This window comes from Arthrobacter sp. Y3222053, from assembly GCF_059092805.1.
Genome location: NZ_JBNHIA010000002.1, coordinates 188,134 through 212,533, shown reverse-complemented (window position 1 = coordinate 212,533; position 24,400 = coordinate 188,134). Strand labels below are relative to the sequence as shown.

At 70.2% G+C, this 24,400-nt stretch carries 19 protein-coding genes; 8 read left to right on the top strand and 11 right to left on the bottom strand.

The features are described 5' to 3' along the window. Nucleotides 1–345: 345 nt before the first annotated feature. Entirely contained in the window at nt 346–2,361 is a 2,016-nt protein-coding gene (locus AC5RUW_RS05260; protein ID WP_494159733.1) for a M3 family metallopeptidase, read from the top strand. Between the two features lie 88 nt (nt 2,362–2,449). Here the strand turns inward: AC5RUW_RS05260 and pdxS are convergent, their stop codons facing one another. The 6 genes from pdxS to AC5RUW_RS05230 all read right to left on the bottom strand — a co-directional run bounded on the left by pdxS (nt 2,450) and on the right by AC5RUW_RS05230 (nt 10,694). Continuing rightward, complete coding sequence (pdxS, locus tag AC5RUW_RS05255) at nt 2,450–3,367, bottom strand: pyridoxal 5'-phosphate synthase lyase subunit PdxS (protein WP_494159732.1); 918 nt, start codon at nt 3,365–3,367, stop codon at nt 2,450–2,452. Nucleotides 3,368–3,438: 71 nt separating this feature from the next. Continuing rightward, nucleotides 3,439–4,065, bottom strand: a complete 627-nt coding sequence (gene pgsA, locus AC5RUW_RS05250) for a phosphatidylinositol phosphate synthase (protein ID WP_494160194.1) — start codon at nt 4,063–4,065, stop codon at nt 3,439–3,441. A gap of 4 nt (nt 4,066–4,069) precedes the next feature. Beyond that, nucleotides 4,070–4,753, bottom strand: a complete 684-nt coding sequence (locus tag AC5RUW_RS05245; RefSeq protein WP_494159731.1) for an HIT family protein — start codon at nt 4,751–4,753, stop codon at nt 4,070–4,072. A 19-nt stretch (nt 4,754–4,772) separates the two neighbouring features. After that, nucleotides 4,773–6,785, bottom strand: a complete 2,013-nt coding sequence (gene thrS, locus AC5RUW_RS05240) for a threonine--tRNA ligase (protein ID WP_494159730.1) — start codon at nt 6,783–6,785, stop codon at nt 4,773–4,775. An 87-nt stretch (nt 6,786–6,872) separates the two neighbouring features. Next, entirely contained in the window at nt 6,873–10,370 is a 3,498-nt protein-coding gene (locus tag AC5RUW_RS05235; protein WP_494159729.1) for a DNA polymerase III subunit alpha, read from the bottom strand. Nucleotides 10,371–10,382: 12 nt separating this feature from the next. After that, a complete protein-coding gene (locus AC5RUW_RS05230; protein ID WP_494007151.1) occupies nt 10,383–10,694 on the bottom strand; it encodes a DUF6504 family protein in 312 nt (103 codons plus the stop codon). A 338-nt stretch (nt 10,695–11,032) separates the two neighbouring features. Here AC5RUW_RS05230 and AC5RUW_RS05225 point away from each other — a divergent pair, with 338 nt between their 5' ends. Further along, nucleotides 11,033–11,479: a hypothetical protein gene (locus AC5RUW_RS05225; protein WP_494159728.1), complete on the top strand. Its 447-nt coding sequence runs from the start codon at nt 11,033–11,035 to the stop codon at nt 11,477–11,479. Here the strand turns inward: AC5RUW_RS05225 and AC5RUW_RS05220 are convergent. Further along, complete coding sequence (locus AC5RUW_RS05220; protein ID WP_494159727.1) at nt 11,476–13,041, bottom strand: MDR family MFS transporter; 1,566 nt, start codon at nt 13,039–13,041, stop codon at nt 11,476–11,478. The two genes, AC5RUW_RS05225 and AC5RUW_RS05220, sit on opposite strands and share 4 nt — an antisense overlap. 12 nt (nt 13,042–13,053) lie before the next feature. Continuing rightward, entirely contained in the window at nt 13,054–14,778 is a 1,725-nt protein-coding gene (locus AC5RUW_RS05215; protein ID WP_494159726.1) for an MDR family MFS transporter, read from the bottom strand. A 208-nt stretch (nt 14,779–14,986) separates the two neighbouring features. Here AC5RUW_RS05215 and AC5RUW_RS05210 point away from each other — a divergent pair, with 208 nt between their 5' ends. After that, a complete protein-coding gene (locus AC5RUW_RS05210) occupies nt 14,987–16,321 on the top strand; it encodes a CoA transferase (protein ID WP_494159725.1) in 1,335 nt (444 codons plus the stop codon). A 13-nt stretch (nt 16,322–16,334) separates the two neighbouring features. Here the strand turns inward: AC5RUW_RS05210 and AC5RUW_RS05205 are convergent, their stop codons facing one another. Together AC5RUW_RS05205 and AC5RUW_RS05200 are read right to left on the bottom strand one after the other, a co-directional pair. Next, complete coding sequence (locus AC5RUW_RS05205) at nt 16,335–16,661, bottom strand: chorismate mutase (protein ID WP_494007156.1); 327 nt, start codon at nt 16,659–16,661, stop codon at nt 16,335–16,337. Nucleotides 16,662–16,666: 5 nt separating this feature from the next. Continuing rightward, complete coding sequence (locus tag AC5RUW_RS05200; protein ID WP_494159724.1) at nt 16,667–18,985, bottom strand: MMPL family transporter; 2,319 nt, start codon at nt 18,983–18,985, stop codon at nt 16,667–16,669. Between the two features lie 181 nt (nt 18,986–19,166). On the opposite strand from AC5RUW_RS05200, the gene AC5RUW_RS05195 reads away from it, so the two are divergent. Beyond that, nucleotides 19,167–19,655: a VOC family protein gene (locus tag AC5RUW_RS05195; RefSeq protein WP_494159723.1), complete on the top strand. Its 489-nt coding sequence runs from the start codon at nt 19,167–19,169 to the stop codon at nt 19,653–19,655. Here AC5RUW_RS05195 and AC5RUW_RS05190 read toward each other — a convergent pair. Further along, entirely contained in the window at nt 19,652–20,431 is a 780-nt protein-coding gene (locus AC5RUW_RS05190) for an SOS response-associated peptidase (protein WP_494159722.1), read from the bottom strand. The genes AC5RUW_RS05195 and AC5RUW_RS05190 overlap by 4 nt on opposite strands. A gap of 219 nt (nt 20,432–20,650) precedes the next feature. Here AC5RUW_RS05190 and AC5RUW_RS05185 point away from each other — a divergent pair, with 219 nt between their 5' ends. From AC5RUW_RS05185 to AC5RUW_RS05170, 4 genes are all read left to right on the top strand, one after another. Continuing rightward, nucleotides 20,651–20,923 carry a mycoredoxin gene (locus AC5RUW_RS05185; protein ID WP_494159721.1) on the top strand — a complete coding sequence of 91 codons (273 nt, stop codon included), beginning with the start codon at nt 20,651–20,653 and terminating at the stop codon, nt 20,921–20,923. 191 nt (nt 20,924–21,114) lie between these two features. Then, entirely contained in the window at nt 21,115–22,200 is a 1,086-nt protein-coding gene (locus AC5RUW_RS05180; RefSeq protein WP_494159720.1) for an S-(hydroxymethyl)mycothiol dehydrogenase, read from the top strand. Further along, nucleotides 22,201–22,845, top strand: a complete 645-nt coding sequence (locus AC5RUW_RS05175; RefSeq protein WP_494159719.1) for an MBL fold metallo-hydrolase — start codon at nt 22,201–22,203, stop codon at nt 22,843–22,845. An 87-nt stretch (nt 22,846–22,932) separates the two neighbouring features. Next, nucleotides 22,933–24,384 carry a lipase maturation factor family protein gene (locus AC5RUW_RS05170; RefSeq protein ID WP_494159718.1) on the top strand — a complete coding sequence of 484 codons (1,452 nt, stop codon included), beginning with the start codon at nt 22,933–22,935 and terminating at the stop codon, nt 24,382–24,384. The last annotated feature ends 16 nt before the right edge of the window (nt 24,385–24,400 follow it).

Here is a 24,400-nt window from a genome sequence, read left to right as displayed (position 1 = left end):
GGTACCCACGGGACGGGCGGGACGCACAGGGTATGCGGTCCGCTCGGCGCGCCCAGGGGACGCAGGGTCCGCGGGACCGGAGAAGCGTACAAAGCTGCGCCGGGCAGGGGCGGTTACGGCGCAGTGCTTTCCACCGTCCCTTACCGCTGCGTCTCGTGCCCTTGCGGCTTCGCCCTGTGTTCTCACGGCCCGTTCCCCCTGCCCAGACGTTTCTGCCTCGGCTTCTGTTTTCAGCTCCCCATCTGAGACCTTTCGCTGCCCGAAAGGGCGGGCCGGACGCCCGGCGCTGATCGTACACGGCGCGGCCGATGGTGTGACGCGGGGCGCATATGCGAGGGTGGCTGGATGACCAATGCCTTCCTGACGCAGAGCACCCTTCCGTATCAGCTGCCGCCGTTCGCGGAGATCCGCAACGAGGATTACCTGCCGGCCTTCAAGGCCGGATTCCAGGAGCAGCTGGAGGAAATCCGGGAGATCACGGCCTATCCGGAGCCGGCGGACTTCGCAAACACCATCGAGGCCCTGGAACGCTCGGGCCGGGTGCTGCACAGGACCGCCATCGCCTTCTTCACCGTCTCGGCCGCGCACGCCACGGAGGCCGTACAGCGGATTGAACAGCAGGTCATGCCGCTTATGGCCGAGCACCAGGACGCGATCTACCTGGACGGGGCGCTGTGGGAGCGGGTCCAGGCCGTTTCGGAAGCGGGCCTCGATCCGGAGGCGCTGCGGCTGCTCTCCGAATACCGCAAGGCGTTCCTGCGGGCCGGCGCCGACCTGGACGACGCCGGGCAGGAGCGGATGCGCGGGTACAACCGCCGGCTCTCCGAACTCTCCACCACCTTTTCCCAGCGCCTGCTCGCCGACACCAATGCGCGTGCCCTGTACGTCGCGGACCGCGGGGACCTGGCGGGACTGGGCGACGACGACATCGCGGCCGCCGCTGCGGCCGCCCGGGAGGCGGGCCATGAGGAGGGCTACCTGCTGCCTCTGGTCCTGCCGACTCCGCAGCCCGCACTCGCCCGTCTTACCAACCGGGACACCCGTCGTCGCCTGTTCGAGGCCAGCACGGGCCGCGGATTCACCGGCGACAACGAGACGCTGAGCACCGCCGCTGAAATCGCGTCCCTGCGCGCTGAACGTGCCCGGCTGCTCGGCTTTGCCACGCACGCCGGGTACGTGCTGGACAGCCAGACCGCGCCGTCCCTGGACGCCGTCCGCAGCATGCTGGACCGCCTGGTGCCGCCCGCGGTCCGCAACGCCGAGGCAGAGGCGGAACAGCTGCGCCAGGTGGCCCGGCGGGAGGGCTTCGAGCTGGAGCCCTGGGACTGGGCCTGGTGCTCGGAGCAGGTCCGGCGCGAAAAGTACGACGTCGACCTGGCGGAGCTGAGGCCCTGGTTTGAACTGGAGCGGGTGCTGCACGACGGCGTCTTCCGCGCCGCGACCCGCCTCTACGGCATCACCTTCGAGGAACGGACCGACCTCCCCTGCTACCACCCGGACGTCCGGGTGTGGGAGGTTCGCAATGAGGACGGCTCGCCGCTGGGCCTGTTCCTGGGCGACTACTATGCCCGCGGCACCAAGAACGGCGGCGCGTGGATGAACCCGGTGGTGGAGCAGTCCGGGCTGCTGGAGTCTCCGGTGGTCGTCGCGAACAACCTGAACATCTCCAAGCCCGCCGACGGCGAACCGACCCTGCTGACCTTCGATGAGGTCAACACCCTGTTCCACGAGTTCGGGCACGCGCTGCACGGCCTGTTCTCCAACGTCCGCTATCCGCGGTTCTCCGGCACCTCGGTCCCCCGCGACTTCGTCGAGTACCCGTCGCAGGTCAATGAGATGTGGATGCTGGATCCGGAGATCCTGGCTGGCTTCGCCCGGCACTACCGCACCGACGAGCCGCTGCCCCGGGAAGCGGTGGACAAGGTGCGGGCCGCGCAGCTGTGGGGTGAGGGGTTCCGCACCACCGAGTATCTGGGCGCCACCCTGCTCGACCTCGCCTGGCACACGCTAGAGCCGGGCACCCGGGTCGACGACGCCGAGGCCTTCGAGGCGAACGCGCTCAAGGAGGCGGGGCTGGGCCTGGCTTTGGTCCCGCCGCGTTACCGCACCGGCTACTTCAAGCACATCTTCGCCAGCGGCTACGCGGCGGCCTACTACGCCTACATCTGGAGCGAGGTGCTCGACGCCGACACGGTGGAGTGGTTCACGGAGAACGGCGGCCTGCTGCGGGAGAACGGGGACCGGTTCCGCGCGCTGCTGCTCAGCCGCGGCAACGCCATGGACCCGCTGGAGGCCTTCCGGGAGTTCCGCGGCCGGGAGGCACGGATCGAGCCGCTGCTCAAGCGCCGCGGCCTGGACTGATCCGGACACGCAAAAGGTCCCCGGAACCAGTGTGGTTCCGGGGACCTCTTGCGTGACAGCCGCGCCCGCGGCGGGCGTCGCGCGGTGCTTACCAGCCGCGCTCGGCGAGGCGATGCGGCTGCGGCAGCTCGTCGACGTTGATGCCGACCATTGCCTCGCCCAGGCCGCGGGAGGCCTTGGCGATCTCGTCGGCGTCATCGAAGAAGGTGGTGGCCTTGACGATGGCGGCGGCCCGCTGGGCGGGGTTGCCGGACTTGAAGATGCCGGAGCCGACGAACACGCCGTCGGCGCCGAGCTGCATCATCATCGCGGCGTCCGCCGGGGTGGCGATGCCGCCCGCGGTGAACAGGACCACCGGCAGCTTGCCGGTGGCGGCCACCTCACGGACCAGCTCGTACGGGGCCTGCAGCTCCTTCGCGGCCACGTACAGCTCATCCTCGGGCAGCGCGGACAGGCGGGCGATTTCCGTGCGGATGGCCCGCATGTGCCCGGTGGCGTTGGAGACGTCGCCGGTGCCGGCCTCACCCTTGGAACGGATCATCGCCGCGCCCTCGTTGATGCGCCGCAGCGCCTCACCCAGGTTGGTGGCCCCGCAGACGAAGGGGACGGTGAACTGCCACTTGTCGATGTGGTTGACGTAGTCCGCCGGCGTCAGCACCTCGGATTCGTCAATGTAGTCCACGCCGAGGGACTGCAGCACCTGTGCCTCCACGAAGTGCCCGATCCGGGCCTTGGCCATCACCGGGATGGAGACCGCGTCGATGATGGAGTCGATCATGTCGGGATCGCTCATGCGGGACACGCCGCCCTGGGCGCGGATATCGGCCGGCACCCGTTCCAGGGCCATGACGGCGACGGCGCCGGCATCCTCGGCGATGCGGGCCTGCTCCGCGGTGACGACGTCCATGATGACGCCGCCCTTCAGCATTTCAGCCATGCCGCGCTTGACGCGGCTGCCGCCGACGGCGGGGGCAGCGGTGGGGGTGGTTTCTGCAGCGTTTGACATTCCTGGTTCTTTCCTCACAAGCGGACGGAAAGGCCAAGTCTATGCCGGAGATCGCTGCGGTCCGGCATCCGCTACGCCTGGTTTCCCTCCGGCTGTTCCTGCGCCTGCCGGCGCACCGTCCGCATCCGCTGGAAGATGGTGACGCAGCTTGCCGCACACAGCAGAACCAGCACGACCAGGAGCACCACCGGAGGCAGGCCCAGGCCGACCAGACCGGTGGTGACCAGCAGCGACACCAGCCGCTCCGCGCGCTCGGCGATGCCGACATTGGCGTCGAAGCCCAGCGACTCCGCCTTGGCGCGGATGTAGGAGACCAGCATGCCCAGGACCAGGCAGATCACCGCGGCCACGCCGACGGCGTCATTCTCACCGCCGGTGAAGAACCAGATGCCGACGCCGGCGAACAGGGCGCCGTCGGCGAACCGGTCGAGGGTGGAGTCCAGGAATCCGCCCCAGCGGCCCTTGCGCTCCAGCCTGCGCGCCATGATCCCGTCGATGACGTCGGAGAACACGAACGCGGTGATGAACAGGGTGCCCCAGAAGAGCTGGCCGAGCGGGTAGAAGACCAGCCCACCGATGACCACACCGAGGGTGCCGACGATGGTGACGGCGTCGGGTGTCACACCGCGCCGCAGCAGCCACGCCGCCAGCGGGGTGAAGAGCCGGGTAAAGAACCCGCGCGCGTATTTGTTCAGCACCGGATCAGCCCTCGCCGTCCGTGGGCTCGGGGGCGGCGACGCCGGCAGCTGCCGGGCCTTCGCCGGGCTCATTCCCGGAGTCCTGCGGCCAGGCCTGGGCCACCTGGGCCCGCACATCGGCAAGGGTCTGGGTGATGGCCTTGGTCTGGGCGATGATCGGCAGGAAGTTGCCGTCCCCGCCCCAGCGCGGCACGACGTGCTGGTGCAGGTGGGCGGCGATGCCGGCCCCGCCGGCCACCCCCTGGTTCATGCCCAGGTTGAAGCCGGACGGGTTCGCCACCTTGCGCAGTACCCGCATGGCGGTCTGGGTCAGGGCCGCGATCTCGGCCGTCTCCTCCGCGTCGATGTCGGTGTAGTCGGGCACGTGCCGGTACGGGCACACGAGCAGGTGTCCGGCGTTGTAGGGGAACAGGTTCAGGATCACGAAGGCGCGCCTGCCGCGATGGACGATCAGGGACTCCTCGTCGCTGCGCGCCGGTGCCGCGCAGAAGGGGCAGGTGTCCTCGGAGGTCACCTGCTCCTGCCCGCCTTTCACGTAGGCCAGGCGATGGGGCGTCCAGAGCCGCTGGAAGGAATCGGGCACGCCGGCCAGCCGGAAGCCGTCGGTGAGGCCCTGGTCCTCCGGGTACGGCGCTGCTCTGCCGCCCGGTTCCCGCCGACTGTCCGGTTCCTGGTCCTGTTCCGCCATGGCTGCGCTCCCCCGCCGGCTACTTGGCCCGGGTGCGGACGGCGTCGACAATCCGCTTCACGGCCTCGTCGACGGGCACGCCGTTGTCCTGGCTGCCGTCCCGGAAGCGGAAGGAGACGGCGCCCGCTTCGGCGTCGTCGCCACCGGCAATGAGCACAAACGGAATCTTGTCCTTGGACGCCGTGCGGATCTTCTTCGGGAAGCGGTCGCTGCCGGCGTCGACCTCGGCGCGGATACCCTCGGCCTTGAGCCGGTCGATGACGTCGTACATGTAGTCGTTGAACGCCTCGGCTACGGGAATGCCCACCACCTGAACCGGTGCCAGCCAGGCGGGGAACGCGCCGGCGTAGTGCTCGGTGAGCACGCCCATGAAGCGTTCCACGGACCCGAAGAGGGCGCGGTGGATCATCACCGGGCGCTGGCGGGTGCCGTCGGCGGCCTGGTACTCCAGCTCGAAGCGCTCGGGCAGGTTGAAGTCCAGCTGGATGGTGGACATCTGCCAGGTACGGCCGATCGCGTCGCGGGCCTGGACGGAGATCTTCGGGCCGTAGAAGGCCGCTCCCCCGGGATCCGGCACCAGGTCCAGGCCGGAGGCGTCGGCGACTTCGGCGAGGGTGCGGGTGGCTTCCTCCCAGACCTCGTCGGAGCCGACGTACTTCTCGGGGTCCTTGGTGGAGAGCTCCAGGTAGAAGTCGTCCAGGCCGTAGTCCTTGAGCAGGTTCAGCACGAAGTTGAGCGTGTTGGTCAGCTCATCCTTCATCTGCTCGCGGGTGCAGTAGATGTGCGCGTCGTCCTGGGTCATGCCGCGCACGCGGGTCAGGCCGTGGATGACGCCGGACTTCTCGTAGCGGTACACCGAGCCGAATTCGAACAGGCGCAGCGGCAGCTCGCGGTAGGACCGTCCGCGGGAGCGGAAGATCAGGTTGTGCATGGGGCAGTTCATCGGCTTCAGGTAGTAGTCCTGGCCGGGCTTGGTGACCTCGCCGGTCTCGGGATCGGTGACCTCGTCCACGTGCATGGGAGGGAACATGCCGTCGCGGTACCAGTCCAGGTGGCCGGACACCTCGTACAGGTGGCCCTTGGTGATGTGCGGGGTGTAGACGAACTCGTAGCCGGCCTCGGTGTGGCGCTGGCGGGAGTAGTCCTCCATGGCCTTGCGGATGATGCCGCCCTTGGGGTGGAACACCGGCAGGCCCGAACCGAGCTCGTCGGGGAAGGAGAACAGGTCCAGTTCGGTGCCCAGCCGGCGGTGGTCGCGGCGCTCGGCTTCGGCCAGGCGCTCCTGGTAGGCCTTCAGGGCGTCCTTGGTGGGCCAGGCGGTGCCGTAGATGCGCTGCAGCTGCTGGTTCTTCTGGTTGCCCAGCCAGTAGGCGGCGGCGGAGCGGGTCAGCGCGAAGGCGTTGGAGATCAGCTTGGTGTTGGGCAGGTGCGGGCCGCGGCACAGGTCGCACCAGACCGTGTCGCCGGACTTGCGGTCGACGTTGTCGTAAATGGTGATCTCGCCGGCGCCGACCTCGATGTTCGCGCCCTCGCCGGCTTCCTCGGCGCCGTCCTTCTTGCCCAGCAGCTCGAGCTTGTACGGCTCGTTGGCCATGGCTTCGCGGGCTTCGTCTTCGGACACCACGCGCCGGACGAATCTCTGGTTCGAGTTGATGATCTTCTGCATCATCTTCTCGAGGGTCTTCAGGTCTTCGGGGGTGAACGGCTCGGCGACGTCGAAGTCGAAGTAGAAGCCGTCCTTGATGTACGGGCCGATGCCCAGCTTGGCGTCGGGGCGCAGCTGCTGCACGGCCTGGGCCATGACGTGCGCGGTGGAGTGGCGCAGCACGTTGAGGCCGTCTTCGGAGTCGATGGTCACGGCCTCCACGGTGGAGCCGGGCACCAGCGGGGTGTCCAGGTCCTTCAGCACCCCGTCAACGCGCATGACGACGACGTCGCGGCGATCGAAGAACAGGGCGGCGCCGGTGGTGCCGGTATCCACCGTGGTCTCTTCGCCGTCGACGATGAGGGTGAACTGTTCCGGCACTGACACGTTGTCTCCTAGATTTGCTTGTCCGGCGCGTGGGATCGCTCCCTTCGATACCGCGGCAGATGCAGCCGCGGTCGCGCCCCTACGATGTTATCCGCTGTCGCCAAGGCCAACCAACCTGCCGCGCCTGCCGGAGCGGCGGGGCACGGCGTCGACGGATGCGCCGGCAGGTTCGGCGGCGGGCAGCGCCGCGGCCAGGTCCGCGGGGAGACTGCCCGGGGTGATCTCCGCAAGGTTCCAGGCGGCGGTGGCCTGCAGGCTGATGCCGCGGTCTCCGGTGCGCCGGGTCAGTCCGCGGATCAGCAGCAGTTCGGTGCCGAAGAGCAGCGGGCCGGCCTGTTCCTGCGCCTCGTGGAAGAAGGTGCAGTCGATGCAGCCGGTGCCGTCGTCGACGCTGATGAACACCACCCGCCGGCCGCCGCGCATGGGCGGGGTCTGGGTGGCCACGCGGATGCCGGCCACCAGCACCTCGGTGCCGTTGCGCAGCGCCAGCAGCTGCTCGGCGCGGGTCACGCCCAGCTGCTCCAGCAGCGGCCGGTAGCTCTCCATCAGGTGCGCGCTGACGTCGACGGCGAGCAGGTCCAGTTCGGTGCGGACCTTCTCGGGCAGGCTGGGCTCGGGCAGCTCCGGATCCAGGTTCTCCAGTTCGGTGTCCCCCAGCGGCAGGGCGAGCTGGCCGGGGATCGGCGTGTAGCGGGCCGACGGCGAGCGGGCCGGCTGGGCAGCCAGGTGTGCCACCAGGTCGGCCCGGCTGCCGCGGGAACCGGTTTCGCGGGTAAGCGAGTCGAAGGCTCCGAGCTGGGCCAGCCGCTGCAGCGAGGGCCGGCTGAGTTTCGCCCGGGCCCGCAGATCGGCGAGGGAATCGTAGGGCTGCCCGGCGGTGATCCGGCGGACCTCGGCGGCGGAGAGCCCGTAGATGCCGGCGAAGCTGAGCCGGATGCCCAGCCGTTCGGGCCGGGCCGGATGTCCGGGCCGGCCGGGCTCGGCGGGAACCCGTTCCACCCGGTACTGACCGCCGCTGCGGTTGATGTCCAGCGGCAGGATGGGGATGCCCATCCGCCGGGCCTCGGCCACCAGCAGCCGGCGCGGGTACATGCCGGGGTCGTGTTCGAAGATTCCGGCCAGGAACGCCTCGGGGTGGTGTGCCTTCAGCCAGGCGGACTGGTAGGTGGGCACCGCGAACGCCGCGCCGTGCGCCTTGCAGAAGCCGAAGCTGCCGAAGGCCTTCAGGGTCTCCCAGACCCGGTCGATCACCTCGGCCGTGTAGCCGCGTTCGGCGGACCGGGCGCGGAAGTACGCCTCGACGCCGGGCTCGGCGTCTTCGTTGCCGAGCAGCCGCCGCAGTTCGTCGGCCTTGGCCAGCCCGCAGCCGGTGAAGACGTCGAAGGTGCGCAGCACCTGTTCGTGGAAGACGGTCACCCCGTGGGTTTCGGCCAGCACGGGACGCAGCGCCTCGTGCGGGTATTCATCCGGCGACCAGCCGTGGCGGTGCTCCAGGTAGGGGCGGACCATGTCCGATTTCATCGGGCCGGGCCGGAACAGGGAGATGTCGATGATCAGGTCATTGAATTCCCGCGGGGCGAGCTTGCCGATCAGCTCGCGCTGGCCCGGGGATTCGATCTGGAAGCAGCCCAGGGTGTGGGTGCTGCGGATCAGCTCGTAGGTGGGCTCATCGTCCAGCGGCACGGCATCGAGGTCGATCCGCCCGTCGGCGCCGATCCAGTCCGGAACCCCGGCGGCGGCGTCGGGCCGGTGCCCGCCGGCGTCGGCGACGTCCTGCGCGCCGTCGTGGATGCGGACGATCTCGCGGACCGCGAAGGCCATGGCGGACTGCATGCGCACCCCGAGCACGTCAAGCTTGAGCATGCCCATCGGATCCATGTCGTGCTTGTCGAACTGGGACATCGGCAGGCCCAGGCCGCTGGGCTGGACCGGGGTGCGGTCCAGCAGGGTGGTGTCGCCCAGGATCACCCCGCACGGGTGCATGGAGATGTGCCGGGGCAGCCGGTCCAGGCGTTCGGTGAGGTCCACGAGCAGGTCCAGCTGCTTGTTCTTCTCCACCCGGCCGGAGATCTCCCTCAGCTCGGGCTTCTCGGCGAGCGCCTCACGGAACCTGCTCGCCGAGAAACGCCACAGCTGCTTGGCGACCGCTCCGATCTCCTCGTCCTCCAGCCCCAGGGCCAGGCCGGCGTCGCGCACCGCCCCGCGGGCACGGTAGCCGTTCTGCATGCTCATCAGGGTCACGCGTTCGGCGCCGAAGCGTTCGAAGATGCGCTCGTACACGTGGTGGCGTTCGGCGCTTTCGACGTCGATGTCGATGTCCGGCAGCGTGGAGCGGTCGCGGGAGAGGAACCGCTCGAAGATCAGGTCGTGCGCCAGCGGATTCACGTGGCTGACGCCCAGCAGGTAGTTCACCAGCGAGGAGGCGCCGCTGCCCCGCGCCGCGGCGCGGACCCCCATGCCGGTGATCATGGCCGACACCTCGGCAACGGTCAGGAAGTAGGACGCGAAGCCGAGCCGTCCGATGATGCCCAGCTCATGCTCCAGCCGGGTGCGGATCGCCGCCTCGCCCGCCGAATCCGGTGCGGGGAAGCGGCGGGTGATGCCGGCCTCGCAGCGGGCCCGCAGCTCCGCCATGGGTTCGCCGCTGATGCCGATCACCGATGCTTCGGGCACCACCGGGCGTTTCCAGCCCATGTCCTCCGCCGGATCCATCCGGCAGCGGTCGGCCACCGTTTCGGTATCGGCGAGCAGCCGGGCGGCGCCGGCACCCCCGTAACCGGCCTCGGCGCTGATTTCCCGGGCCAGGGCGGCCATGGTGCGGGCGTTCTTCAGCCAGCCCTGCCCGTTGGGCTGCAGGTCCTGCAGGCGGGACAGGGCGGTCAGCGAGCGCGCGGCGTCGAGCACATCGGCAGTGGCGGCGCCGTCCTCATCGACATACCGCACCGCGTTGGTCAGCACGGCGGGCAGGCGCATCTCATCGGCCAGCCGGAACATGCGCACCGCATGGGCCAGGCAGAGGTTCTCCCCCGGTGCGCTCAGATGCGTGGCGACCTCGACGGCGAGCGCTTCGGGGGGCAGGACCCGCCGCCAGCGGGCGAACAGGGTGCGTGCCACGGCGTAGCTGCGGCTGCGCATGGCCTGCCCGACATCGGAGTACGGGCCCACCAGGACGGTGAGCAGCGGCTCCCCCTCCGGGCCGACGGCGCGGGCGGCCAGCTGCTCACGGGTTACCCCCACCGGCGGCCCCTGCCTCCCCTTGGATGGCGAGGTGCCGGTGTGGGCGTCGGACACCAGCCGGCAGAGGGCCGCGTAACCCCTCCCGTGGTTTCCCCCATGGGCGAGCACGACCACCCGCCCGACTGTCCCGCCGCCGTCGAGCACCGCCAGGTCGACGCCGATGATGGCGTCCAGGCCCGTGTCCAGGCAGGCACGCAGGTGCTTCACCGCCCCGTAGAGGCCGTCCCGGTCGGTGACGGCGAGGGCATCGGCTCCGTCGGCGGCAGCGGCGGCGGCGAGCTCCTCGGGCCAGGACACCCCGTAGTGGGCACTGAAGGCGCTGGCCACGTGCAGGTGGGTAAAGGGCATGGAGGGCTCGGCCTAGGCGCTTTCCCGCAGGGCGTCATGGACCCGGATCAGCCGCCAGCGCCCGGTGTCCACCTGATGGGAGATGTCCAGGGTACGCAGCGCGGAGCGTCCGTTCAGGCGGGCCTGCACCCGCCAGATCTCGTGGTCCACCAGCCCGGGGCCGTGCCCGCGCTCTGCCCGGGTTTCCTCCTCCCACCATTTCCGGCGCTCGTACCAGCGCACCGGATCCGCCGCCAGCCGGTAGGTGCGCCCGCCCCAGAGCAGCCGCAGGGGCACGCCGGCCGGCGAGCACACCACCTCTATCGCCTCGCTGAAGACTCCCATGCCGGTTTCCTTCCAGCCCCGCTCCCAGGCACACCGCCGCGGGAGCGTCCTATGCATCGCAGGCCCGCAGGCTTCGGATACGTACGTGACACTTCCATTGGACGCCGAACACGGCGCCCTGTCTTCGAACACATGTTCGAATACCAGTGTACGACCGCGTACGGACAAAAGGGACACCCCTCCCGGGGATCAGCTGCTGTGGCCCGTGAACCAGCGCCTGCATTCACATCAACCGCCCGCAGGCCGGTAAGAGCAGACCCCATGAGGCACACTGGTGCAAACGACCCACCCGCCCCGGAGTCCGCCCAGGGACTTGGATTCAAGGACAGGAACAGCCCGTGCCCGAAAACAGCCAGCCCATCCCGCCCGATCCCGGTTCCTATGTCAATCCGTATCGGCAGGCCCCCGGGCCCGACGGCGGCGCCCCTGCAGGTTCCGGGCACGCAGGTTCCGAACAGGCGGCACCGGATCGGCGCCGGATCGGGCCCGGCGCCATTGTCGGACTCGTCCTGTCCACCGTCGTTTGGGTGTTGTCAGCGCCTGTGGTGTTTGAACTCCTCGACCTTTTCCTGAGGGACAGCGTCCGCAGCGGAGCGCTGGAGCTGGTGCCCTTCTTCGGTATCGCCGCATGTGCCGTTGGAGTGGTCGGGTTCATCGTGGCCTTCAGCCGGGGCAACCGCAGGCTGGCGGCCCGGCTGTACAACTGGGCGGCCCTTGCCTGGGTGGTGCTGTTGGGGGCTCTGGTGGTCGTGTTCTTCATGCTCCTGACCGCCGCTTTCAACTAACCCGCACGCCCCTCCTCCGCTGCCTCCGCCCGCGCCGTCGTCGACAGCGGCACCTCCCTGATGAACAGGCACAGCACGAACGCCGCGGCGACCAGCGGCACGCTGACCAGGAAAATCGGCGGCAGCGCCTGGTCAAAGGCCGAGGCGATGAAGTCCTGCACCGGCGCCGGCAGGCCGGCCCGCAGCTGCGGGGTCAGGGAATTGATGGATTCGCCGGTCACCGTGCCGGCGAGCGGGGGCGGGGCGTCGGCGAGCTGGTCATCCAGCCGGGTGATGAAGATGGAGCCGAACAGGGCGATGCCGAACGAGGCGCCGATCTGCCGGAAGTAGTTGGCGGAGGAGATGGCGGTGCCCATCACCCGGGGCGGCACGCTGTTCTGCACGATCAGCACCAGGTTCTGCATCAGCGCCCCGATGCCCAGGCCCAGCACGGCCATCCCTGCGGCGGTGAAGGCGTACGGCGAGTCGGCGGAGATCCGCGAGAGCATCACCAGACCGATGATCACCACCGCGCAGCCGGCGATCGGATAGGCCTTGTACCGTCCGGTGCGCGAGATCAGCTGCCCGGTTCCGATGGAGGAGACCAGCACTCCGCCCATCATGGGCAGCATCATCAGCCCCGATCCTGTGGCGGTGGCCCCGTTGACCATCTGCAGGAAGGTCGGCAGGTAGGAGATGGTGGAGAACATCGCCACGCCTACCGCAATGCCGGCTGCCACCGGGAGCATGAAGTTTCGCATCCGGAACAGGCTCAGCGGCACCACCGGCTCCGCGGCCCGCAGCTCCACCGGAATGAACACGGCGGTCGCAGCCAGCGCGACGGCGGCCAGGCCCAGGATCTGCCAGCTGCCCCATGGGTAGGTGGTCCCGCCCCAGCTGGTGAGCATCACCAGCGCGGCGCTGGCGACGGCGAGCAGCGCCGCTCCCCGGTAGTCCAGCTGCGGGCGCGGACCGCCCGGCCTGGGCAGGTGGAGGGAGGAAATGACGACGGCGAGCGCGACGGCGCCGATGGGCAGGTTGATGTAGAAGACCCACCGCCAGGACCAGGCATCGGTGATCCAGCCGCCCAGAAGGGGCCCGGCCACGGAGGCCAGGCCGAAGGCGGCCCCGATCAGGCCCATGTAGCGTCCCCGGTCCCGGGGCGAGACCAGATCGCCCAGAATGGCCTGCGCACCGATCATCAGCCCGCCGCCGCCGATGCCCTGCAGCGCGCGGAAGGCAATCAGCTGGCCCATGTCCTGCGCCAGCCCGGACAGCATGGACCCGAGCAGGAAGACCCCGATCGCGAAGACGAAGATGTTGCGCCGCCCGTACAGGTCTCCCAGCTTGCCGTAGATCGGCAGGCCGATGGTGGCGGCCAGGATGTAGGCGGTGACGACCCAGGACAGATGCTCCAAGCCGTTCAGGTCCCCGACAATGGTGGGCAGGGCGGTGGCCACGATGGTCTGGTCCAGGGCGGCGAGCAGCACCGAGAGCAGCAGCCCGACCAAGATGACCCGAAGACTGCGGCGCTGCCCGGGTGGTTCAACCGTCCGCTCCCGGTGTCTCGGCGCGCGTGGCACGGTCCGGGGCCCTCAGCTTCCGGTGTCTTCGTCCACGGTGACCCGTGCCGTTGTGGACAGGGGTTTCTGGACGATGAACAGGGTGAGGATAAAAGCCATGCCCAGGATCGGTACGCCCAGCAGGAAGATCGGCGGCAGCGCCTCACCGAAGGCATCCTTGATGAACTCCTGGGCGCCGGGCGGCAGCGCCCTGATGGATTCCGGGCTGATCGAGTTCGCACCCCCGGAGGCGGCGTCCCCGGCACCGGGGGGCGCCGAGGCCAGCTGGTCGTTGAGCCGCCGGATGAACAGCGACCCGAACACGGCGATCCCCAGCGAACCGCCCATCTGCCGGAAATAGTTGGCGGTGGACACCCCGGTGCCCATGTCGTCGGGCGGCACGCTGTTCTGCACGATCAGCACCACGTTCTGCATCAGCGCCCCGATGCCCAGGCCCAGCACCAGCATGCCGACGGCGGTGAGCAGGTACGGCGTCGTGCTGGAGATCCGGGACAGCAGCACCAGGCCTGCGATCATGGTGGCCGAACCCAGGATCGGCCAGATCTTGTACCTGCCGGTGCGGGAGATCAACTGGCCCGTGCCGATTGAGGTGATCAGCAGCCCGGCGGTCATGGGCAGCATCATCAGGCCGGACATGGTCGGCGTTGCCTCATTGACGATCTGCAGGAAGGTGGGCAGGTAGGCGATGGACCCGAACATGGCCAGGCCGACGGCGAGGCCCACCAGCGTGCAGATCAGGAAGTTCCGGATGCCGAACAGGCGCAGCGGGAGTATGGGTTCCGATGCGCGCAGCTCCACCGGGATGAACACGGCAACGGCAACGGCGGCGACCGCGGCCAGGCCGAGAATGGTCGGCGAGGTCCAGGCGTAGTTGTTGCCGCCCCAGCTGGTCAGCAGCACCAGGGCGGCGCTGCCGATCGCCAGCAGCGCGGCCCCGGCGTAGTCCAGGCGGATCCCCTTGGAACTGCTCCTTGGCAGGTGCAGGGCGCCGATGATAACAGCGAGCGCCACCGCCCCGATGGGCAGGTTGATGTAGAACACCCACCGCCAGGACCAGGAGTCGGTGAGCCAGCCGCCCAGCAGCGGCCCGCTGACCGAGGCGATGCCGAAGGCCGCCCCGATCAGGCCCATGTATCTGCCGCGCTCGCGGGCCGGAACGATGTCCCCGATGATGGCCTGCGCGCCGATGATCAGCCCGCCGCCGCCCACGCCCTGGATGGCGCGGTAGGTGATCAGCTCGGCCATGCTGTGGGACTGCCCGGAGAGGGCCGAGCCGGCGAGGAAGACCACGATGGCGAAGATGAAGATGTTCCTGCGGCCGAGCAGGTCCCCGAGCTTGCCGTAGATGGGCAGGCCGATGGTGGAGGTGAGCAGGTACGCGGTGATGACCCAGGAGAGGTGGTCCAGCCCGCGCAGGTCCCCGACGATGGTGGGCAGCGCGGTGGCCACGATGGTCTGGTCCAGGGCGGCCACGAGCACGGCCAGCATCAATCCGGTGAAGACCAGGGCGACGCGGGGAGGGGAGTGCGGCGGGGCCGGCTGCCGCCCGGACCCGCCGTATCCTGCCGCCGAAGCGCCGCGGGCCGCGACACGGCCGGGAGCATGCTCCTCGGCGGCGGGGGCGGCCGGAGGGTGGGCGGCGAGGGCGACGGTGCTGACGGGAGCGCCCATGGCTCCGGTCATGCCCGCTATCGGGTGCGCGGCGTTCGTTCCGTGGGCGGTGAACCGCTCGGCCATGCGCTCCTCCTGCGGGGGTTGGAGTCAGACGCAGTCATCTCCATGGCACGGCTGCGCGCCGGGCCAGTCAAGGCCCGGGGCAAACGGCGGCCGTCCCGCCGCCCGGTTGGGTCCTCCCCCGGGTGCGGACTCCACCGCATGTTCATCAACCGGCCCGGTGCTGCTTCTGCTGCTATGGCAGCGCCGGGACCGGCGGTAACCTCGCTGCATGACTGCCCTTTCCCCCTACCCGGTCGAGGAGTTTGCTGCACGGGCAGTGGCGGCAGCCGGACAGGCGGCCGCAGCCCTGGTCGCCGCAATGACCGGCACGGACATCGAGGTCGAGGTCGATCCGGTCCTCGCCTACGGCTGGTTCGGGATGTCCTTCGCCCCCGAGGGATGGCAGCTGCCCTCGCCCTGGGACCCGGTGGCCGGGGATTATCGGGCCCGCGACGGGTGGATCCGGCTGCACACCAACGCGCCGCATCATCGCCGGGCAGCCCTCTCCGTGCTCGGCCTGGACGAAGGGCAGCAGAGCGAAGCCACCCGGGAAGCGGTGTCCGTCCAGGTGGCCGGCTGGAACGCCGGGCAGCTGGAGACAGCCGTGGTGTCCGCCGGCGGAAGCGCCGCGGCCATGCACTCCGGCGCGGAGTGGGACCGCCATCCGCAGGGGTCCGCGGTGGCCGCGGAGCCGCTGGTGACCTGGCTGGGCGTCGGACAGGACGTGCCCGACGTCGGCCGGCCTGCGTCCTCCGCAACGCCGGAGCAGCCGCTGGCCGGCGTGCGGGTGCTGGACCTGACCCGGGTGATCGCCGGCCCCGCCGCCACCCGGTTCCTCGCCGGTCTGGGTGCCGACGTGCTGCGGATTGATCCGCCGGGTTGGAATGAACCGGCGCTGGAGCCGGAAATGACCCTGGGCAAGCGCACTGCCCGGCTTGACGCCGCCACGACGGCAGGCGGCGGCCGGCTCCGGGACCTCGCCGCGCAGGCCGACATCGTGGTCCACGGCTACCGACCGGGAGCCCTGGCCCGCCTGGGCCTGTCCCAGCGGCAGCTGCAGGAGCTGCGTCCGGGCATCGTGGACATCGGCCTCAATGCCTACGGCTGGAGCGGGCCCTGGGCGCGGCGTCGCGGGTTTGATTCCGTGGTGCAGATGAGTGCGGGGATCGCCGACGCCGGGATGGCCGCCGCCTCGGCGCAAAAGCCGGTTCCGCTTCCGGTGCAGGCGCTGGACCATGCCACCGGCTATCTGGCGGCGGCGGCGGCCCTGCAGGGGTGGCGGCGGCGCCTGGCCGGCGGCACAGCGGCGGGCCGGTTGTCCCTGGCCCGTACCGCGACGGCGCTGCGGCGCGCCGCCGTCGGCCACTGGGAGCTGGATCCGGCGGCGTCCGTGGAGCTGGACCGCACGCCGGTGCCGGAGCAGACGGACCTGGGCCCGGGCCGCCGGCTGCCGGCGCCGCTGCGCTTCACGGCGCCGCCGGGCGTTCCCGAACCGGTCCTGGCGTGGCGGGTTCCCGCCGGGCCGCTGGGGCGCGACACCCCGGAGTGGGACAGCCTGCGTTGAAGGGAGTGGTCAGTCAGCTGCGGCTGAAGGCGTCGAGCCGGGCCTGCGCCTCGTCTTCGCGGCGGACCTTGAGCTCGTAGTCGACGAACGCGTCGAGCATGGCCCGGTACGTGCGCTCGACGACGGTCCGGTCTCCGTCGTGGCTTTCCGCCGCGGAGCAGACGTGCTCCAGCACCTCCGCGGTGCGCTGCGGAGCGCGGACCGCGTCGTCGCTGTCCTTCAGTCCCCCGGCCAGGCGGACCAGGCGCTGGCGGCGCCACATCAGTCCGACAATCTCCTCGTCGATCTCATCAATGGCGGTCCGGACGTCTTCAAGCTGATGGCTTTGGTCTGTGTCCATGACATTCAGGGTACCGAACCGGCTTTCGGTCCCGTCAGCGGACCATCGGGTTCGCGGCGGAAACGGGCCAGCTTCGAGGGCCACCAGATCGGCGGACCGATGTCGTAGGAGAGGGCCGGAACCAGCAGCGAGCGCACCACGAGCGTGTCCAGGAGAACACCGAAGGACACAATGAACGCGATCTGGGCCAGGAACAGGATGGGGATGACGCCCAGCGCCGCGAAGGTCGCCGCCAGCACGATCCCGGCCGAGGTGATGACCCCGCCGGTGATCATCAGGCCGCGGATCACCCCGGCCCGGGTGCCGTGGTGCAGGGACTCCTCCCGCACCCGGGTCATCAGGAAGATGTTGTAGTCCACGCCCAGCGCCACCAGGAAGATGAACCCGTACAGCGGCACCGCCGGATCCGCTCCCGGGTAGTCCAGCACGTAGTCGAACACCAGGGCGGAGATGCCCAGGGTCGCGAAGAAGGACAGCATTACGGTGCCGATGAGCAGCGCCGGGGCCAGGATGGAGCGCAGCAGCAGCATCAGCAGGATCCAGATGACCAGCAGCACCACCGGAATGATCAGGTTCCGGTCATGGATGGCGGCGTCGTTGGTGTCGATGGTGGTCGCCGTCGTCCCTCCGACCAGGGCGCCCGGCACCGGAGACAGGTCCGAACGCAGGTCCCTCACGGTCTGCTCCGCGGCGTCGGACTCGGCGTCTTCGCTCAGGGTCGCCTCCAGGAGCACGACGCCGTCCACTACCTTGGGCGAGGACGGCGGCGCGCCGGGAATCGGGGACTGCTGGACGCCGTCGCGCGTGACCGGCAGCTGGCCGGAGGGGCCGCCCGACGCGGCGACGGTGAGCGAGTCGACGCCGGAGGCGCCCAGCACGGTGTCCGCGGCCCGCTGCAGTTCATTCTCGGGCACGGCGATCAGCACGGGGGCCCCGGAGCCGGAGGGGAAATGCTCGCTGAGCATCTGCTGGCCTTCCCGGGCGTCGGACTGCCCGGTGACGAAGTCGCTCTGCGGCACGCCCTCGGCCCGCAGCTGGGTCAGCCCGAAACAGGCCGCCAGCAGCACCCCGGCGCAGATCACCCAGGTCCGCCGGGGATGGAACTCCACCGTGCGCGCCACCCGGGGCCAGAAGCCCCGGCCCCCGCCGTCCTGCTCCGGATGCGCGGAGCCGAACATCGGCCGGCGCGGCCAGAACGCGGCCCGGCCGGCGACCAGCAGGAGCGCGGGCAGCAGCGTCATGGCGGCCAGGAACGCGAAGCCGATGCCGATCGCCGCCACCGGGCCCAGCGCCTTGTTGGAGTTCAGGTCGCTGAGCAGCAAACAGAGCAGCCCCGCCACCACGGTCCCGGCGGACGCCAGCACCGGCTCAAAGATGCCGCGCAGCGCCGCCCAGGTGGCGCCCCAGCGGTCCTGGTGGTCCCGCAGCGCCTCCCGGTACCGGGCCACGTAGAGCAGCGAATAGTCGGTGGCCGCGCCGATGCCAAGGATGAACAGGATGCCCTGCACCTGCCCGTTGAGGGTCACGACGCCGGCCCGGGCCAGGTTGTAGACCACCAGGATCGCCGCCGACAGGGCGAAGATGGAGGTCAGCAGCACCAGGAACGGCAGCAGCGGGGAGCGGTAGACCACCACCAGGATGACGAGCACCGCGATGACCGCGACCAGCAGCAGCGAGGTGTCGATCCCGCCGAAGGCCTCGCTGATGTCGGCCAGTTGCCCGGCCGGACCGGTGACGTAGACGGCCAGGCCCTCGGGGATGCCCTCGCCGCCGGTGCTGCGCAGCTCGTCCACGGCGGCGCTCAGCTCGTCGGTGTCCTGGACCGGGACGAAGAGTTCCGCGGCTTTGCCGTCCTCGGAGAACTGCGGCGGCGAGGTGCCCTCGGCGACGCCGGGAACCTCCGCCAGCGCCCCGGCCCGGCCCTCGATGAAGCTGCGGTCCGCACCGGTCAGGCCGCCGTCGTTCACGAACACCACGACGGCCGGCAGCGCGTTGGACTCGGTGAACTTCTCCTGCAGGTCCGCCACCCGGGTGGACGGTGAACTGGCCGGCAGATAGGAGGTCTGGTCGTTGTCCGCGACCTCGCTGATCCGGCCAAAGTAGGGACCGCCGAACCCGCCGATGCCCACCCAGGCCACAATCAGCAGCGCCGGCAGCAGGATCCGCAGCCACCGCGGTACCCGGCTGCGCCGCGCGCCGGAGTCCGGTGGCGGCGGACCGCCGCCGGTGTTTGCCGCCGTCGCACCTGCCGGATGGGCCGGGGCGCCGTGGGGATTTTCGTGGGCTGGATCGGAGCCGTGCGGTGCGGAGGGGGAATCCGTCATGCTGAGCCGCCCTTGTCGTGGCCGTGGTCCTGTCATGGCGGTGCCGTGCTTCCAGCAGAGCCCCCTACCGCCTGCTGCGTCAACCGGTCCACGCCGAGGCGGCGCGGACCCGACGGGAAAACCCGCCGCAACAATTCGCTTCACCCGCCCCGATGCCGCCCCGGCGTGGGAAGATCAGCGCGTGGATGCCAAAGTCTCAGTGATCACCCTCGGCGTGCGGGACCTCGACCAGACGTACGGGTTCTACGCCGGGCGCCTCGGCTGGAAGCCCGTGCAGTATGTCCCGGAGGAAGTGGTCTTCTTCCAGATCAACCACGGGCTGCTGCTGGCGTTCTTCCGGGCGGACCAGCTGGCTGCCGAGGCCGGAGCGGTGGGACCGGCGGAAACGGCACCGGTGACCCTGGCCCACAACGTCGGCTCCGCCCGGGAGGTGGACGCCATCCTGGCGGAGGCCGCAGCCGCCGGCGGAATGATCGTCGCGCCGGGCACGCAGATGAGCTGGGGCGGCTACTCCGGCTACTTCGCCGATCCGGAGGGCTTCCGCTGGGAGGTCTGCTGGAACCCGGGCCTGGCGGTGGACACGGACGGCACCGTGCTGCTCGCCGCTCCGGAGCCGCCCGTGGACCTGCCGGCCGAGAGCCCGGGACCGGCTCCGTTGGAGCTCCGCTAGAACAGGGCCTCGCCCGCGGCCTGCGGCAGCGCGCCCTCCGGACCGGGCTGCAGCATCTGCGGTCCGTCATTGCGCACGTTGCCGACGGCGGGGTTGGCGGGGCGAAGCCGCCAGCTGGCGGCCGGGGTGAAGGCCTGCGCGTGGGCGGCGGCCACCAGGGCCGGTGCGTCCCGGCGGGCAGGATGGAGCCAGGACCGCAGCATTCCGGGACCCAAGGCCAGCGGCAACCGGTCATGCAGCTGGCCCAAGGCGGCGAGCGCCGGGTCGGCGTCGTCAGGCTCCGGCGCGGCGACGGTGAGCACGGTGGTGCTCAGCAGCCACCGGCCGGGATCCGACGCCGGGCGCTGCGGGTCCCGCCACCACTCGTAGAGTCCCGCCAGCCAGATCAGCCCGCCCTGCTCCGGGCGGACAAACATCGGCACCCGCCCGCCGTCGGGCCCGGCCGTCCACTCGTAGTAGCCCTCCACGGGCACGGCGCAGCGCCGCTGCGGCACCGCGTCCCGGAAGGTCGGCTTTTCCAGCACGGTTTCGGTGCGGGCGTTGAAGGCCCGGTTTCCGACGGCGGGATCCTCCGCCCAGCGCGGCACCAGGCCCCAACGGGCCACATGCACCTGGCGGCGCACCGCGCCGTCGACCAGCCGCTCCAGGACGACCGGCACGTCCGTCGTCGGTGCCACGTTCCACGAGGCGCGCAGCTGCAGCGCGTCGTCCGCCTCCGCCTCGGCCTCCGCGACCAGGTCTCCGACGGCGCGGGTCATCACGTATCGTCCGCACATGCCTCCATTCTTCCTCCGCTTGGGGCAAAATCCCTCCACTTGGCGCCGCTCCTCCGCTTCGTACCGGAGGCAGCGCTCAGAGTGGAGGGCAGGAGCGGAGGGCAGGAGTGGAGGGCAGGAGTGGAGGGCAGGCGGGACCGTACGGGAATGCCTGCGCCTGTGAAAATGTTGAACCGGGCAAGACAGTCCACGTTGTTCACCCCAGTCCAAGGAGTTCCCATGACGGCCACCGTTGAAGAGTTCACCCCCGCCGCCGGCACCATCACCATGTTCTCGACCAGCTGGTGCGGCTACTGCCGCCGGCTGAAGTCCCAGCTGGATTCCGCCGGCATCGGCTACAACGAAGTGAACATCGAGGAGGTCCCCGGCACCGCCGAGCTGGTGGAGTCGGTCAACGGCGGAAACCAGACCGTGCCCACCGTCATCTTCCCGGACGGGTCCGCGGCCACCAACCCCTCCGCCGCCGAGGTGAAGTCCCGCCTGGGCCTGTAGCTCCGGCGTCGCGCTCTGCGGCCCGCCGCGTCCGCAACGGATGCGGCGGGCCGCCGGCGTTCCGGGGCGGGCGGGCCCTGTTTCACCCGGCCCGCCCGCATTCGGTCCGGACCCGGTGCTGTCCCTAGGATGGAACCAAGGCCCCTTGGCTCAAGGCGGCCGGCACCCAACGTCACCGGAGGCACACCCCCATGGTTCACAAGGTCCAAGCCGTCGTCGTCAAGGAAAAGGACGCCCCCGTCTCGCTGGAAACCATCCTGGTTCCGGATCCCGGGCCCGGCGAGGCGCTGGTCGACATCCTCACCTGCGGCGTCTGCCACACCGACCTGCACTACAAGCAGGGCGGCATCAACAACGACTACCCCTTCCTGCTGGGCCATGAAGCCACCGGCGTCGTCTCCGCCGTCGGCGAGGGCGTCACCGAGGTCGCCCCCGGCGACCGGGTCGTCCTGAACTGGCGCGCCGTCTGCGGCGAATGCCGTGCCTGCCGCAAGGGCGAGCCGCAGTACTGCTTCAACACGCACAACGCCACCCAGAAGATGACCCTGGAGGACGGCACCGAGCTGACCCCGGCCCTGGGCATCGGCGCGTTCGCCGAGAAGACGCTGGTCGCCGCCGGCCAGTGCACCAAGGTGGACGACGACGTCGATCCCGCCGCCGTAGGCCTGCTCGGCTGCGGCGTCATGGCCGGCATCGGCGCCGCCATCAATACCGGCGAGGTCAAGCGCGGCGAGTCCGTGGCCGTGATCGGCTGCGGCGGCGTGGGCATCGCCGCCGTTGCGGGCGCCAAGCTGGCCGGCGCGACGACGATCATCGCCGTCGACATCGATCCCGCCAAAGTGGACATGGCCAAGTCCATGGGCGCCACCCACGGGGTGAACTCCCGCGAGGAGGATCCGGTGGAGGCCATCCGCGCCGCCACGAACGGCTTCGGCGCCGACGTCGTCATCGAGGCCGTCGGCCGTCCCGAGACCTACGAGCAGGCCTTCTACGCCCGCGACCTGGCCGGCCGCGTGGTGCTGGTGGGCGTGCCTACCCCGGAGATGAAGATTGAACTGCCGTTGGCCGAGGTCTTCGGCCGCGGCGGCTCGCTGAAGTCCTCCTGGTACGGCGACTGCCTGCCGTCGCGTGACTTCCCGATGCTGGTCGAGCAGTACAAGCTGGGCCGGCTCGACCTGGACGCGTTCGTCACTGAGCGGATCGGCCTGGGCGACATCGAGGCCGCGTTCGAGAAGATGCACGGGGGCTTGGTCCTGCGCTCGGTGGTGGAGCTCTAGATGGCACTGAACATTGAGCGGGTCGTCACCTCCGGCACGTTCAGCCTGGACGGCGGCACCTGGGACGTCGACAACAACGTCTGGATCGTCGGCAACGACACCAAGGCGTGGGTGATTGACCCGGCGCACGATCCGGCCGCCGTCGTGGCCGCCGTGGCCGGGCGCAAGGTGAAGGGGATCCTGCTCACGCACGGGCACGATGACCACATCCGCGCCGCCGCCGAAACCGCCAAGCTGCTGGACGCTCCGCTGCACCTGCATCCGGAGGACCGGATGCTGTGGGACGCGGTGTACCCGGACCGGGCACCCGACGTCGAGATCGCCGAGGGTGACGTGTTCACCCTGGGCAAGGCCCAGCTGCGCGCCCTGCACACACCGGGTCACTCCCCCGGCTCGGTCTCGTTCCTGCTGACCGGGGATCCGGAGCTGGGCCACCCGGTGGTCTTCACCGGCGACACCCTGTTCGCCGGCGGCCCCGGCGCCACCGGGCGCTCGTACAGCGACTTCGGCACCATCATCGAGTCCATCCGGACGAAGCTGCTGTCCCTGCCGCCGGGAACCGTGGTCAACACCGGCCACGGGGATCCGACGACGATCGGCGCGGAAGCTCCGTTCCTGGACGAGTGGATCGCCCGCGGGCACTAGGCTTCGTAGACGTACCTTGGAACGCCCCCGCTGCTGTCGGTTTTTTCGACGGAAGCGGGGGCGTTTTGCGGTTATCGTAGGGGTGCCATGGAGTTCTTCAGCGCGGACGGATATGAGCTGGCCCGGCAGGTGCTGCAGCGCGGCATCGCCGCGGTCTATCTGATCGCGTTCATCGCTGCTGCCCGGCAGTTTCCGGCGCTGCTGGGCGAACGCGGCCTGCTGCCGGCGCCACGCTATCTTGAGCGGATCAAGGGCCGGCGCATTCCCACCCTGTTCCACTGGCACTACTCCGACCGGTTCCTGCGCCTCGTGGCCTGGACGGGCGCCGTCGTCGCGGCCCTGCTGGTGGCCGGGGTGCCGCAGGAGGGGCCGCCCTGGGTGCCGATGCTGGCCTTCGGGCTGCTGTTCGGCCTCTACCTGTCGATCGTGAACATCGGCCAGACGTTTTACGGCTTCGGATGGGAGTCGCTGCTGCTGGAGGCCGGGTTCCTGGCGGCGTTCCTCGGCTCCAACGAGGTCGCTCCCCCGATCACGGTGATCTTCCTGTTCCGCTGGCTGGTGTTCAGGCTCGAGTTCGGCGCCGGGATGATCAAGATGCGCGGGGACACGGCGTGGCGGGACCTGACCGCCCTGAACTACCACCACGAGACCCAGCCGATGCCGAACCCGGCCAGCTGGTTCTTCCACCACCTGCCGAAACCGCTGCACAAGGTGGAAGTGGCAGGCAACCACGTCACCCAGCTGGTGGTGCCGTTCTTCCTCTTCTTTCCGCAGCCGGTGGCCGGCATCGCCGCGGTGATCATCATCATCACCCAGGGCTGGCTGGTCCTGTCCGGGAACTTCGCGTGGCTGAACTGGCTGACCATGCTCCTGGCCTTCAGCGCCCTGGGCGATTCCACGGTGGCCGCCGTGGTCCCGGGGTTCGCGCCGGCGTCCCCGGAACCGGGGGCCACGCCCCTGTGGTTTGTGGTCGTGGTGCTCGCGGCCACCGCCGCGATGCTCTGGTGGGGTATCCGCCCGCTGCGGAACCTGTTCATCCGCAACCAGCTGATGAACGCCAGCTTCAACCGCTGGCACCTGTCCAACGCCTACGGGGCGTTCGGCAGCATCACCCGGCGCCGCAACGAGGTCGTCATCGAAGGCACCCTGGACGAGCCGGACCCGGACGGGCGCTGGGATGCGGCACGGTGGCAGGAGTACGAATTCCGCGGCAAGCCCGGAGATCCCCGGCGCATGCCGCGCCAGTTCGCGCCGTACCACCTGCGCCTTGACTGGCTGATGTGGTTCCTGACCCTGGGCGCCTCCGGCGGCTCCTGGTTCCCGGCTCTGCTGCGCCGGCTGCTGGAGGCGGACCCCAAGGTGCTGAAGCTGCTGCGCAGCGACCCGTTCGACGGCCGCCCGCCGCGGGCGGTGCGTGCCGTGGTGTACCGCTACCGGTACACCACCCCCGCCGAGCGGCGGCGCGACGGCGCCTGGTGGGTCCGCGAGCCGGCCGGCACATTGGTGGACCCGCTGGCCCGGCCCGGGTCCGGACGCTGAGCAGCACCGGACCGGA

What these genes read in the sequence shown, in the direction of transcription:
- AC5RUW_RS05260 (WP_494159733.1), top strand. Translation starts at nt 346, where the DNA reads ATGACCAATGCCTTCCTGACGCAGAGCACCCTTCCGTATCAGCTGCCG.
- pdxS (WP_494159732.1), bottom strand. Translation starts at nt 3,367, where the DNA reads ATGTCAAACGCTGCAGAAACCACCCCCACCGCTGCCCCCGCCGTCGGC.
- AC5RUW_RS05245 (WP_494159731.1), bottom strand. Translation starts at nt 4,753, where the DNA reads ATGGCGGAACAGGACCAGGAACCGGACAGTCGGCGGGAACCGGGCGGC.
- AC5RUW_RS05235 (WP_494159729.1), bottom strand. Translation starts at nt 10,370, where the DNA reads ATGCCCTTTACCCACCTGCACGTGGCCAGCGCCTTCAGTGCCCACTAC.
- AC5RUW_RS05230 (WP_494007151.1), bottom strand. Translation starts at nt 10,694, where the DNA reads ATGGGAGTCTTCAGCGAGGCGATAGAGGTGGTGTGCTCGCCGGCCGGC.
- AC5RUW_RS05215 (WP_494159726.1), bottom strand. Translation starts at nt 14,778, where the DNA reads ATGGCCGAGCGGTTCACCGCCCACGGAACGAACGCCGCGCACCCGATA.
- AC5RUW_RS05210 (WP_494159725.1), top strand. Translation starts at nt 14,987, where the DNA reads ATGACTGCCCTTTCCCCCTACCCGGTCGAGGAGTTTGCTGCACGGGCA.
- AC5RUW_RS05205 (WP_494007156.1), bottom strand. Translation starts at nt 16,661, where the DNA reads ATGGACACAGACCAAAGCCATCAGCTTGAAGACGTCCGGACCGCCATT.
- AC5RUW_RS05200 (WP_494159724.1), bottom strand. Translation starts at nt 18,985, where the DNA reads ATGACGGATTCCCCCTCCGCACCGCACGGCTCCGATCCAGCCCACGAA.
- AC5RUW_RS05190 (WP_494159722.1), bottom strand. Translation starts at nt 20,431, where the DNA reads ATGTGCGGACGATACGTGATGACCCGCGCCGTCGGAGACCTGGTCGCG.
- AC5RUW_RS05185 (WP_494159721.1), top strand. Translation starts at nt 20,651, where the DNA reads ATGACGGCCACCGTTGAAGAGTTCACCCCCGCCGCCGGCACCATCACC.
- AC5RUW_RS05180 (WP_494159720.1), top strand. Translation starts at nt 21,115, where the DNA reads ATGGTTCACAAGGTCCAAGCCGTCGTCGTCAAGGAAAAGGACGCCCCC.
- AC5RUW_RS05175 (WP_494159719.1), top strand. Translation starts at nt 22,201, where the DNA reads ATGGCACTGAACATTGAGCGGGTCGTCACCTCCGGCACGTTCAGCCTG.
- AC5RUW_RS05170 (WP_494159718.1), top strand. Translation starts at nt 22,933, where the DNA reads ATGGAGTTCTTCAGCGCGGACGGATATGAGCTGGCCCGGCAGGTGCTG.